The 12,481-nt window shown below is 73.1% G+C and carries 8 protein-coding genes; 5 read left to right on the top strand and 3 right to left on the bottom strand.

The features are described from left to right. The 3 genes from ACIG0D_RS31815 (at position 1) to ACIG0D_RS31805 (ending at position 5,983) form a co-directional block, all read left to right on the top strand. Positions 1-2,658 carry a molybdopterin-dependent oxidoreductase gene (locus ACIG0D_RS31815; protein WP_399807872.1) on the top strand — a complete coding sequence of 886 codons (2,658 nt, stop codon included), beginning with the start codon at positions 1-3 and terminating at the stop codon, positions 2,656-2,658. A gap of 143 nt (positions 2,659-2,801) precedes the next feature. Further along, positions 2,802-5,162, top strand: a complete 2,361-nt coding sequence (locus ACIG0D_RS31810) for a collagenase (protein WP_399807869.1) — start codon at positions 2,802-2,804, stop codon at positions 5,160-5,162. A 149-nt stretch (positions 5,163-5,311) separates the two neighbouring features. Continuing rightward, the gene (locus ACIG0D_RS31805; RefSeq protein ID WP_399807866.1) at positions 5,312-5,983 is read left to right on the top strand and encodes a GntR family transcriptional regulator; all 672 of its coding nucleotides are present in this window, start codon (positions 5,312-5,314) and stop codon (positions 5,981-5,983) included. Between the two features lie 24 nt (positions 5,984-6,007). Here ACIG0D_RS31805 and ACIG0D_RS31800 read toward each other — a convergent pair whose 3' ends face one another. Then, positions 6,008-6,910 (bottom strand): EamA family transporter, encoded by a 903-nt coding sequence (locus ACIG0D_RS31800; RefSeq protein ID WP_399807863.1) that lies wholly within the window; start codon positions 6,908-6,910, stop codon positions 6,008-6,010. 99 nt (positions 6,911-7,009) lie between these two features. Next, positions 7,010-8,173 carry a nuclear transport factor 2 family protein gene (locus ACIG0D_RS31795; protein WP_399807943.1) on the bottom strand — a complete coding sequence of 388 codons (1,164 nt, stop codon included), beginning with the start codon at positions 8,171-8,173 and terminating at the stop codon, positions 7,010-7,012. A gap of 125 nt (positions 8,174-8,298) precedes the next feature. Between ACIG0D_RS31795 and ACIG0D_RS31790 the strand changes: the two genes are divergently transcribed. Both ACIG0D_RS31790 and ACIG0D_RS31785 read left to right on the top strand, forming a co-directional pair. Continuing rightward, complete coding sequence (locus tag ACIG0D_RS31790) at positions 8,299-9,204, top strand: LysR family transcriptional regulator (RefSeq protein ID WP_399807860.1); 906 nt, start codon at positions 8,299-8,301, stop codon at positions 9,202-9,204. A gap of 253 nt (positions 9,205-9,457) precedes the next feature. Further along, positions 9,458-11,455, top strand: coding sequence for a serine/threonine-protein kinase (locus tag ACIG0D_RS31785; RefSeq protein WP_399807857.1), 1,998 nt, complete (start codon positions 9,458-9,460; stop codon positions 11,453-11,455). 449 nt (positions 11,456-11,904) lie between these two features. Here ACIG0D_RS31785 and ACIG0D_RS31780 read toward each other — a convergent pair whose 3' ends face one another. After that, complete coding sequence (locus tag ACIG0D_RS31780) at positions 11,905-12,474, bottom strand: DinB family protein (RefSeq protein WP_399807854.1); 570 nt, start codon at positions 12,472-12,474, stop codon at positions 11,905-11,907. Positions 12,475-12,481 lie beyond the last annotated feature (7 nt).

Below are 12,481 nucleotides of genomic sequence, written 5' to 3'. Positions count from 1 at the left end.
ATGTCCTTCACCGTCCGCATCGACGGTCAGGAGAGCGCGGAGCCGCCGCGCCCCGGGCAGTGCCTGCGCACCTACCTGCGCGAACGAGGCCGTACGGGCGTGAAGAAGGGCTGCGACACGGGCGACTGCGGGGCCTGCACCGTACAGGTGGACGGACTGGCCGTGCACAGCTGCCTGTATCCCGCGCACCGCGCCGACGGACGCGCCGTCACCACCGTCCAGGCGCTGGGGGAGGGCGACCGGCCGCACCCCGTGCAGGACGCCTTCGTCCGGTCGAGGGCGTTCCAGTGCGGCTACTGCACCCCGGGATTCGTCATGACCGCCGCGGCGCTCGGCGCGGAGCAGCTCACCGACCTGCCGCAGGCACTGAAGGGCAACCTGTGCAGGTGCACCGGCTACCGGCCCATCGGCGAGGCGGTGCGGGCAGCTTACGGCCACGCCCCGCACGGGGGATCGGCCGGCGCTCCGGAAGAGGATCCCGCGTCCGCGGTCCCGGACGCCCACGGCGTCGTCACCGGCACCGTACGGTTCACCCTGGACCACCCGGAGCCCGCCGGACTGCTGCACATCGCCCTGGTGCGCTCCCCGCACCGGCACGCCCGCGTCGTGGACGTCGACGCCGCCGCGGCGCTGGCCGTGCCCGGCGTGCACGCCGTGCTCACCCACCACGACGCGCCCCCCACCCGCTTCTCCACGGCCCTGCACGAGCACACCGAGGACGACCCGGCCGACACGCGCGTCCTCGACGACATCGTGCGCCACGTCGGACAGCGCGTCGCGGCCGTCGTCGCCGACAGCCCCACCACCGCCGCGGAAGCGGCCCGGCTGGTCCGCGTCACCTACGAGGTCCTGCCCGCCGTCGCCGACCCCGACCAGGCACTCGCCCCCGACGGGGTCCGGGTGTCCGAGGACGGCAACATCGCCGGGGAGTTCCACCGTGCCGTCGGGGACATCGAGGCGGGCCTCGCCGAAGCGGACGCCGTCTACGAGGGAACGTTCCGTACCCAGCGGGTGCAGCACACCGCCATGGAATGCCACGCCAGCCGCGCCTGGACCGACCCGGACGGCCGGCTCCGGCTCCACTGCGCCACCCAGACGCCCCATCTGGTCCGCCGGCGCCTGTGCGAGGTGTTCGGCCTCGCCCCGGACCGCCTGCGCGTCACCGCGGCCCGGCTGGGCGGCTCCTTCGGCCGGGGACAGGACCTGCAGACCGAGCACATCGCTCTGCTCGCCGCCCTGCGCACCGGGCGACCCGTCCAGCTGGAGAACACCCGCGCCGACGAACTCACCGCCACCACCACCCGCCACCCCTTCACGGTCCGCGTCACCCTCGGAGCGCGCCACGACGGCACCCTCACCGCACTGCGACTGCGCGTCGTCTCCGACACCGGCGCCTACGGCAACCACGGCCCGTCGGTCCTCGAGGTCGCCTGCACCGAGGCGATCGCCCACTACCGCTGCCCGAACGTCCTGATCGAGGGCACCTGCGTACGCACCCACAACGTGCCCGCCGGAGCCTTCCGCGGTTACGGAGTCGGCCAGCTCGCCTTCGCCGTCGAGTCCGCCCTCGACGAACTCGCCCGCCACCTCCGCCTCGACCCCCTGCCCCTCCGCGAACGCGCCTACCTGCGCGCAGGTGAGACGGCGCCGATGCCCGGCGCCGCCGGGCTGCACCCGGTCGTCGACACCGGTCTCGCCCGCTGCCTGCGGACCCTCGGCCAGGTCCGCGCCGACCGCCTGCGCGCCCGGCCCCTGCGGAGCGGCCCACGCCTGCTGATCGGCGAGGGGCTGGCCGTGGCCGCCCAGCACAGCGTGCCGGCGGACGGGCACATCGCCCGGGCGGCCGTCACCCTGCGCGACGACGGCCACTACGAAGTGGCCACCGCCGTCCCCGAGTTCGGCACCGGCACCGGCACCGTCCTGCGCCGTATCGCCGCCCACGCGCTGGGCACGGAACCCGACCGCATCCACCTGTGCGACGCCGACACCGACCTGCTCGACCACCACAGCGGCGGCTTCGCCTCCACGGGCGTCATCCTCACCGGCCAGGCCGTCGCCCGGGCATGCCAGGCACTCGCCGAGCGCGTGAACGGCCCGACCGGCGACGACCCGTCCGTCACCGAGGCGGCGCGGACGACGACACGGCCGCGGGCCACCGGCACGGCCTGCGCGGAGGACACCGTGCCGTCGCTGGCGTACTGCGCGCAGTGGTTCCGCGTCGAGGTCGACGCCGCGACCGGGCTGGTGCGCGTCCTCGACAGCGTGCACGTGGCCGACGCCGGCACGGTGATGGACGCCGAGCAGTGCCGCGGACAGGTCGAGGGAGCCGTCGTCCAGGGCATCGGCATCACCCTCCACGAACACCTCCTCGGCGACGGCGACGGCCGTATCACCACCAGCGACCTGCGCACCTACGACATCCCCCGCTTCGGCGACGCACCGCTCACCGAGGTACACCTCCTCCCACCGCACAGCGGGGACCGGCCCGCGTCGCCCAAGCCCATGAGCGAACTGCCGCTCGTCACGGCCGCCCCGGCCCTCGCCAACGCCCTGCGCGACGCCACCGGCATCCGCTTCACCACCCTGCCCGTGCGCCCCGACACCCTGTGGGCGGCCCTCACGGCGGCTACGGCCGCAACGGCGGCGGACGGGGACTGACGGCTTCCCTCGAGGTTCCGGCGGATACACGGAAGTGTTTCTGAGGGGTTGTCAGTGCAATGTCACATAACTATGTTACGGCTCACATCGCACTGGCATGAACGCCTCAAGCTGAGCCACCTCCCACACCCGAGGAGCCGCAGGTGTTCCACAAGACACGCCTGTCCCCGCCCCGGCGCAGATCACTGCGCGCCACCCTGCTCACGGCGGCCGTCACAGCCGCCCTGCTCGGCGCGTCCAACGTCCTCGATGCCCCCAACGCCCGAGCAGGGGAAGGCATCCAGGCCACGCAGACCCCGGCCGGCCCCGCGGACCGCGACGGCCGCCACCCCCACGACGAGGTCACCCGCCTGGCGAAGGCCCCGGCCCCGCGCACCCCCGCGGCCACGGCCCCGGGCAGCCACCGCGCCGACGGCCGCGTTCCCGGCAAGGCCGCCACCCCCACCCCCACCGCGCCGGAGCCCGCGCCGCCCCTGGCCGCCTCCTGCACCCTGGACCACGTCACCCGCCTCGCCCCGGACCGGTTCGCCGACTTCCTCGCCGACCCGGCCGTCACCGCCGACGGCTGCCTGCGCACCCTCCTGTGGACCTGGGACGCCCGCCTCGCACCCGTCATGGGCGACGCCCACGTCCAGGCCGTCGCCCGGCGCGCCACCGGCCTCGCCGCACACCACGACGGCCGCAACTCCAGCCACCTGCTGGAGATGTTCACCTACCTGCACGCCGTCGTGTACCACGACTTCTCCCGCGACGAGATAGACGTCACGGACGCCCCCACCACCGAGTCCATACGCCGCGCCGTCCACTACTTCGGCACCGCGCCCCGCACCTTCCACGCCACCCGCGCCAACGCCGAGACCCTGCGCGAGGCCCTCTACACCGGCAGCGCCCGCGGCCTGCGCCACTCCCAGCTCGGCCTCGTCCGCAAGGTGCTGGCCACCCTCGACCGGTACCACACGGACACCTACGCCGACCCGTCCTGGGGCGGCGCCGCGCTCGCCGCGCTCACCGTCAACCACCTGGGCCTGTACGAGGGCAACGGCGACACCGCCTTCAGGACCCTCGTCGCCCGCGACGACGCCTACCGGGACGCCTTCCGCCGGTTCGCCGGCCACACCCACCTCAAGGGCACGCCCAACGAGTGGGCCGTGCGGGACGCCCTCTCGGAGTACGCCCGCTTCGGCGTCATCGGCTCCCTGCGCGGCCGTATCGTCGCCGACCTCGGCGCCCTGCTCACCCCGGTCACCGGCGACTGGGGCCGCGGCAGCGCCCCCTGGGCCAAGATCGTGTCCTGGCTCGGCCACTACGACGCCTGCGCGCCGTACGCGGTCTGCAAGGACGACATCGAGCGGGAGCTGTTCCCGCACACCTATCGCTACGACAACGGCGCCATGAAGGTCCGCACCGCCCTCGACCGCGCCACCGTCGACCAGCTCTACTACGCGAGCAAGCAGGTCACCGCCCAGTTCCACCGCGTACTCGGCACCCGCGCCCCGCTCACCGGCGACACCAACGGCGTCCTGACCACCGTGCTGTACGCCTCCCGCGCCGACTACGAGAACTACCACCCCCTGCTCACCGGCATGGGCACCGACAACGGCGGCGTCTACATCGAGCGCGGCGCGACCTTCTACACGTACCAGCGGCGCGTGCCGCAGGACTCCCGGCTGACGCTGGAGGAGCTGTTCCGCCACGAGTACGTGCACTACCTCAACGGCCGCTGGGCCGTTCCCGGTTACTTCGGCGAAGGCCCCTGGTACGAGGGCGACCGCACGACCGCGATGGACGAGGGCACCGCGGAGTTCCTCGCCGGGTCCACCCGCGCCGACGGCGTCGCCGTCCGCAAGTCCCTGGTGCAGGGCATCATCCGGGACACCGCGAACGGCGGTCCCCGCATGAGCGTCGACCGGATCCTGCACGCCACCTACGACGGCGACGGCTTCCGCTTCTACGACTACGCCGGCACCTTCTTCTCGTACCTGTGGACCGAACGCCCGGCGCTGCTGCGGGAGATGTACCGCCACCTGCGCGCCGACGACCCGGCCGCCTTCGACGCCTGGCGTGACCGGCTGGGCCGGGACGCTGCGATCCAGCAGGGCTACGACGCCTTCCTGGACCGGCAGACCGCCCGCGTCGCCGACCTCTTCGTGCCCGACACCTCGTACACCCCGAACGACGGACTGCGCGAGACCACGGCCGCCGCCGTACGCACCACCCTCGCCGCCGCCACCTTCGCCGACCCGGCCTGCACGGCCGGCCGTGACCCCGGGATGCCCCGGTTCGTCTGCACGGGACGGATCACCGCCCGGCTCACGGACGCGGACAGCGCCGACCGGGTGTTCCTGGACATGTCCGAGACCGTCGACCACCTGCTGCTGGACCGGGCCGCTCCCGCCTCACCCAACCTCGCCGACATGAACTGTGACTTCGGCGAGGTGGCGATCTGGGCCGACCGCACGGGCGGCACCGCGGACTACACCTGCGAAGGACCGCTCCGCCGCTGAGCGCGTGAGCCCTCAGCGCACGGCTCCGGTGACTTTCGGGACTCGGACGACTCCTGCCCGCCGGGTTTCCTACGCTGAGGTCCCCGGCAAGTGAACCGATCACCGCGATCGCGGCGTCGATCGCCCTCCCGCAGCCCCGGAGGCAGACCATGGGTGGCCACCTGAAGCAAGCCAACCTCATCACCCTGCAGGAACGGCTGCGCGACCAGGTGGCCCACGCCCTGCGCGCCGCGCTGATCTCCGGGGAACTGCAACCGGGGCGGGTGTACTCGGCACCGGCGCTGGCCTCCGACTTCGGGATCTCCGCGACTCCGGTGCGCGAGGCGATGCTCGACCTGGTCCGCGAGGGCCTGGTCGAACCCGTACGGAACAAGGGGTTCCGAGTGACGGAGGTCAGTGGCCGCGACCTTGACCAGTACAGCGAGCTGCGGGCGCTGATCGAGGTGCCGACCGTCGGGGCGGTCACGCGGTCGGCGAGCCGGGAGCAGCTGGAGGCGCTGCGGCCGGTGGCCGAGGAGATAGTGGCGAGCGCCCGCGAGCACGACCTCATCGGCTACCTGGACGCCGACCGCCGGTTCCACCTGTCCCTGCTGGGGCTGCACGGCAACGACCGCCTGGTCGAGACGGTCGGCGACCTGCGCAAGCGGTCCCGGCTGTACGGGCTGAGGGCGCTGGACGCGCGGGACATGCTGATCCCCTCGGCGGAGGAGCACCTGGAACTGCTCGACCTGATGCTGGCCAAAGACGCCGCGGCGGCGGAGGCCGTGATGAGCCGGCACCTGGGGCACGTACGGTCCCTGTGGGCGGCGGAGCGGACCTGACGCCGGGTGGGAGACCGCCGGTGCTCAGTCGTCCGGGCGCGAGCCGCGCGCGGCACCCGCCGACGCGGCCACCACGCACAGCACCGCGAGCCACTGCGACCAGCGCAGCGACTCGTGGAGCACGACGAGACCGATGAGCGCCGCCATCGCCGGTTCGAGGCTCATCAGGATCCCGAACACACGCGGTGGCATCCTGCGCAGCGCCTCCAGATCCAGCGAGTAGGGGATCACCGACGACAGCAGCGCGACACCGAGCCCCGCGGCCAGAACCCACGGCTCAACCAGCGCCGTTCCGCTCTCGGCCACACCGAACGGCACCGCCACCAGCGCGGCGACGGCCATGCCCAGCGCCAGACCGTTGCCCTCGGTGGTGTGGCGGCCCAGCGCGGCGCCCACCAGGATGTACAGGCCCCAGCAGACTCCCGCCCCGAGGGCGAACAGAACGCCGACGAGGTCGAGTTCGCCGCCTCCCTCCATCAGCAGGACCACGCCGCCCGCGGCGAGGAGCGCCCAGAAGGCGTCCAGCCACCGCCTCGACCCGGCGAGAGCGACACCCAGCGGCCCGAGGAACTCGATGGTCACCGCGATCCCCAGCGGGATCCGGGCCAGCGACAAGTAGAAGCACAGGTTCATCAGGCCGAGCGTCACGCCGTAGCCGACCACCACGGTCCACGTACGACGGCTCAGGCGCAGCGACGGCCGCCACCACACCGCCAGCACCGCCGCGGCGAAGAACAGCCGCAGCGCGACCGTCCCGAAGCTGCCCACCGCGCCGAACAGGTGCTTGGCCAGGGCCGAGCCCACCTGAACGCTGACGATGCCGAGCATGACCAGCGCCGGTGGCGGGATCGCGCCGAAGGCACGTCCGGCCGCGGCGCGGAGGGACGACCGGGGGGACGGGCCGCGCTCGGTCCTGTCGACGCTCATGATGGCCATCGGAGGATTCTCGGCGATCGGCCGCCACGCGTCACACGGTTTTGCTCGTCGACGACGGCTTCCCGCCCCTCCCTCACCGCACCGCCGCACTCACGCATGCCGGTGATACGCCTTGTTGGCGATGCGCCAGCCGTCGTCGACCCGGACCAGCAGAAAGACGTCGGTGAACGTGTCCGCGCCGTGCCGGAGCGTCATGGTCGCGGTCGCGACGGTGCCGTGGACGTCGACGGCGTCGACGCCGCGGGAGCGGGCCGGTTCGTCGGGGGCCGGCCGGCCCTGGAAGAGAGCGCAGTACTCGTCCAGCGGCCACGAGACGAACACACCGTCCCGGAGCCCTTCGACGTGGGCGGTGGGCAGGAACGCCTCGCGGAAGTGGCGGGGATCACCGGTCGCGTGACCGCGCATGTAGGCCCGGAGCGGCTCCAGTACGACGTCCTCCACGGCCGGGGCGGTGGCGGCGACGGCGATGTCGGCCTCGGGGCCGGCCGGGGTGTCCGCCAGACCGGCTGCGCCGCCCAGGGGGGTGTCCGACGCGGCGGCCAGCAACGCCATGTCCTTGACCAGCGCCCCGATCGTGAACTCGGCCGCGGCAGCGGTCGCGGCCGACTCGCCGTCGAGGAACCGGCGCTTGCGGACCACCAGCCCGCCGAGCTGGCCGAGTTCGAGGACGTCGAGCACCTGACCGCGGGGCAGGCCGAGGGCGTCGGCTTGCCGCAGCGCGTCGCGCAGTGCGAGCACCGCGCCGGCGAGGCTGTTGTTGGCGATCAGCTTGAGCGCGGCGGCCGTGGCGGCGTCGTCCACGCGCCGGACCGTGCCCAGCGTCTCCAGCACCGGGCCGATCCGCTCGAGCGCGTCCCGGCCGGCGGCGGCGAGAATCCGCAGGGCTCCGGTCGCGGCGGCCGGCACGGAGCCGAGCACGGGCGCGTGGACGTAGACCGGGCCGAACTCCCGGGCCAGCGCCGACGCTTCGGCGGGCGCGACGGTGCTGGTGTTCAGCACGATCGCGTCCGCTCGCAGCGAGTCCCGCACCTCGTCGAGCACCTGCCGGCAGGCCGGCCCGTCGAACAGCGACAGCAGCACGAGGTCGGCCTTCGCCACGGCCTCGCTCGGATCGCCCGTCGTCGTGACGCCACCCGATGGCCGCCCCGAGCGTGTCCAGCCGACGACGTTCCAGCCCCGGTCGATGAGGCGTGACGCGATCACGCCGCCCATGCGTCCCAGCCCGAGGACGGCGATGGTGTGCGGCGCGCTCATGGAAACGGTGGTGGTCGTGATCATGGTCATGCGCGCCAGACTGCTGCACCCCGACCGATGCGACCAGCGCAGATTTCGCAGGCCTGCCCTGCGCAACTCGCATACCGCGTGGTCATACTGACGCCGTGGATCTGACCGTGTGGAGAACCTTCGTGACCGTGTGCCGCCTGGGATCGCTGTCGGCGGCGGCAGCCGAGCTCCATCACACCCAGTCGGCCGTCTCCCGGCAGATCGCGGGACTGGAGCGGCAGCTCGGCGTCTCCCTCATGGAGCGCCACGCGCGGGGCGTACGCCCGACCCCGGCCGGCGAGGTGTTCCGGCGCCACGCCCTGGCCACGCTCAACGAGGCCGACTGCGCCGTCCGCGCCGTACGGGACGTGCGCGACGGGGTGCACCACCGGCCGCTGGCCGTCGGCGCGACACCCTCCCTCGCCGCGGGGATCGTCCCCGAGGCCATCCGGGGCCTGCTGAAGCGGAACGGAACCATCCGATGGAGCCTGACCCCCGGCCTCAGCGTGCAGCTCCACCACCGCGTGATCGCGGGCGACCTCGACGCCGCCGTCGTCACCGACGCTCCACCGGGACTGCCCGCCGACCCGCGCGTCGAGCACCGCTTCCTCGGGCTGGACGAGATGGTCGTCGTCCTGCCCGCCGACCACCCGCAGGCGGGGCGCGACCGCGTGCCCGTCCAGGCGCTCGCCGACGAGACCTGGGTCGAGGACAACGACGGCTCGGCGGCGCTCCTGCGCCGGCACGCCGCCCGCGCCGGCGTCAGCCCCCGCATCGACCTCGCCGCAGCCGACCTGCCCGGCAAACTGGCCCTCGTCGCGACCGGCCACGCCATCGCGCTCATCCCCGGAGTGCTGACCCGCGCGCTCCGGACCGACGTCACCTCGGTCGGCCTCGTGGACCCACCGACCCGGGGCGTCTACCTGATCACACCCCACCGCGACCCCCACCCCTCCACGTCCCCCCTGCTCGAACAACTCACCACAGCCTTCACCTCCCTCCACCCGGCCGACCCGGCCTGACCTCACTCGCTCGGGCGGCGGGCCTCCACAGGGGCGGTTCGGGGCGGGCACCTGAATCCCGTCGGCGCCCGCCGCCCCACGGCCTTTCGCCTGGACGGGATCGCCGCTCGCCGAGCCGCTCCCCAATGCGCAATACCCGCCTGCCGTCCGCCAGTTCCCGGATAGCATCCACCGGACGACCAAGGGGCGGGCGTGGCTGCCGTCTATCCGCCTGATCGCGCAACCCAGGACCACGGCGGAAGGACGAGAACCGGTGAGCACTGTCTTTGGCGGGCGGGTACTTCCCCCCCTTCCGGGCGATCCGGCCCGCATCGGCCCATACCGGATCATCGGTCGCCTCGGCTCGGGCGGCATGGGAACCGTTCACGCCGGGATCGACCCGTCGGGCGTACGGGTCGCGGTCAAAGTCATCCACGCCGCGCAGGTCGAGGACGCCGAGTTCCGGGCGCGATTCCGCCGCGAGGTACAGCTCTCCACCCGTGTGCAGGGCCCGTGCCTGATCCCGCTGCTCGCCGCCGACCCCGACGCCGCGGTCCCGTGGCTGGCGACCGAGTACACGCCCGGGCCGACGCTGAACCGGCACGTGTCCGAGCGCGGCCCGCTGACCGGCGCGATGCTGTACGCCCTGGCGACCGGCACCGCCCAGGCGCTGGCAGCCATCCACGAAGCCGGCGTGGTGCACCGGGACGTGAAGCCCCAGAACGTGATCCTGGCGCCCGCGGGACCTCGGGTACTGGACTTCGGGATCGCCCACGCGGCCGACGGCACCAGCGTGACCCGTACCGGTGTCATGACTGGCACCCCCGGCTGGATCAGCCCCGAGCACTACCGGACGGGCGCCGCCGGCCCGGCCGGAGACATGTTCGCCTGGGGCGCGCTCGTCGCCTACGCCGCGACGGGACGCCTGCCGTTCGGTGCGGGAGCGCCCGACGCGGTCGCCTTCCGCGTCATGTCCGGCGAGCCCGACCTCGACGGCGTCCCCGCGGAACTGCGCGGCATCGTCGAGCAGGCCCTGGTGAAGGATCCGGCCGAGCGCGTGACCGCGGCCGACGCCGCGGAGGAGTGCCGGCTGCTCCTCGCCGGACAGACCACCCAGGTACTGGGCGGGGAGACCGGCCACGAGATGACGCCGACGAGCGAACTGATCGCCGCCGGCTGGGACATGCCCACCCTGGACGACCCCACCTGGCACGTCCCACCCGCTCGCTCACGCAAGCGCCTCTACGCGCTGACCGTTGCGGCGGCGATCGCCGTGGGCAGTGCCGCCGGTATCGCCCTCTCCGTCGCCACGCCCGACACGGGGAGCCCGTCGGCGAGGAGCAGCGCCACCGCAGCCGAAACCGAGTCGGATGCCACCAGCGGCGGCGCGGCTGCTCAGCGACAGCAGCGCTCCGACGACGAGGCGAGCACGCGGCGGCAGGAACCCGGGGAAAACTCGGAGGAAGCCACGCTCGGCACATGGAGAGAAGCCCGGCCCGCCCGGAACAAGGCCGAGAACGACGTTCACGGTGCCATGGGAACCGGTGCATGGCTGGACCCCGAGGCCTACCCGGACCTGGGCAGCAGGATCACGTTCCACCCCGACCGGGGAGAGGTGTACGTCGCGACCAGCGGACACGAACTGCCCCCTGTCGCCGTACAGGAACTCGCTCAGCTCGCCTGCCTCGGGCTGCGCGACCTGAGCACCTACTCTCCGGACTTCGCCTACCGCGAGTACGTGCTCGTGGACACGGCCCGCGAGGACGGGCCGGGCATCGTGTGGGAGGACGACGTCCGCGCCAACACGAACTGCGAGACGTCCATCACCGGCAGCACCCTTCCCGGTGAGGGACAGAGCGATGAGTGGCAACCCGGCGAATCGGGGCTGCGGGCGGCGCGGATCCCCAGCGACGACGAGGACGTGGTCCGCGTCGCCGACGCTCTGGCCAACCGGATCTTCTCCGAGTGGCAGGGCAACTCCCGCATCACCAACGATCCCGACTGGCTCGGGCACGACAACATGTCCGTCGGTGTCGACCCCGGCACCCAGGTCGTGTACGTCTGGGCCAAGAAGCCCGGATGGGACCGGACCACGCGTCACGCCTGGGCCGAGATCGCCGCCCAGGAGTCCTGCGACGCCCTACGGGCGGAGGCGACGGAGTGGGCCAACTGGCCGTACACCAGGTACGCGGTCCTGATCCTCGAGGAGCAAGACGGCGACGACGGCCAGGACTTCCTGCGGTGGGGTTCGATCGACGACTGCGCCGTCTGAGCGAGGCGTCCGAACCCCGCCGTTCTCGATCACTGGCGTGGACCGTCGGATCCTCACGTGCCGATCAGGGCGTCCAGCGCGTGGTCCAGGGCTGTGAGCAAGTCTTCTCGCCGCCGTGCGGGTCTCGGACCCGGACCGCGACCGAGCGCTCGGCGTGCCGGCGGCGGCATCCGGGGTGCGCGCTGCCTCCGGAAGGGCGAGCTGACCGACTACAGGCCGGTCGTGCCGCTCGGAGTGTGGGCCGCCGTGCTGACAGCCATCGCGATCTGGCCGCGCGACCCGGACGGCGGCGACGAAGCGGAGGGCGGTCGCACCAGGGCGGTCGCACCGGGGCGGCCGGCTGAGGTCCGTCGTGGAGGGTCCCTCGCGGTCCGCCCAGCGAGCCGCCGACACGCAACAGGTGTCGGCGACCCCGGTTCAACGGGCACCGCCCCGACCCAGTCCGGCGGTCAGCCCATGCTCCTGGCGCCGTCCAGGGACTCGCGGATGATGTCGGCGTGACCGGCGTGCTGGGCTGTCTCGGCGATGATGTGCAACAGGACCCGGCGCATGGACCACTGCGTACCGGGCTTGTACCAGGGGGCCGGGGGCAGCGGCCGGGACACGCTCAGGTCGGGCAGCATGCCGACCACTTCCTCCGTACGGCGGGCCACCTCGGCGTAGTTCTCCAGTACGCCGGTCAGGGTCTCGCCGGGCAGCATGCGGAACTCGTCGGCCCGCCGTGCCAAGTCCTCCTCGGTCATGTTGTTCCAGTCGCCCATGACCTCCGGTCCCTCCAGGATGAAGTCCACCCAGGACCGTTCGACGGACGCGACGTGCTTGATGAGGCCGCCGAGACACAGCTCGCTGACGGTGGTCCGCCGCCCGGCCTGCTCGTCGGTGAGGTCGCGCGTGGTCAGGCGAAGGAACTCGCGGTGGTGGGCCAGTGTCTGCAACAGGTCGGCACGCTCGCCGTGGGCGTCGGCGCCGGCGTCGGTGGAGGGCGTGGACGGGGTGGTGGCGGGATGCGTCATGGTCATCGTCTCC

This window comes from Streptomyces sp. NPDC052773 (assembly GCF_044547145.1).
In the GTDB taxonomy this organism is placed as follows: Bacteria; Actinomycetota; Actinomycetes; order Streptomycetales; family Streptomycetaceae; genus Streptomyces.
The sequence above is the reverse complement of the archived record's forward strand: the minus strand, read 5'-3'. Positions and strand labels throughout refer to the sequence as shown.

Bases quoted from the DNA above. Each gene is read 5' to 3' on its own strand.
- ACIG0D_RS31815 (WP_399807872.1), top strand. From the start codon at position 1: ATGTCCTTCACCGTCCGCATCGACGGTCAGGAGAGCGCGGAGCCGCCG.
- ACIG0D_RS31805 (WP_399807866.1), top strand. From the start codon at position 5,312: ATGGGTGGCCACCTGAAGCAAGCCAACCTCATCACCCTGCAGGAACGG.
- ACIG0D_RS31800 (WP_399807863.1), bottom strand. From the start codon at position 6,910: ATGAGCGTCGACAGGACCGAGCGCGGCCCGTCCCCCCGGTCGTCCCTC.
- ACIG0D_RS31795 (WP_399807943.1), bottom strand. From the start codon at position 8,173: ATGAGCGCGCCGCACACCATCGCCGTCCTCGGGCTGGGACGCATGGGC.
- ACIG0D_RS31780 (WP_399807854.1), bottom strand. From the start codon at position 12,474: ATGACCATGACGCATCCCGCCACCACCCCGTCCACGCCCTCCACCGAC.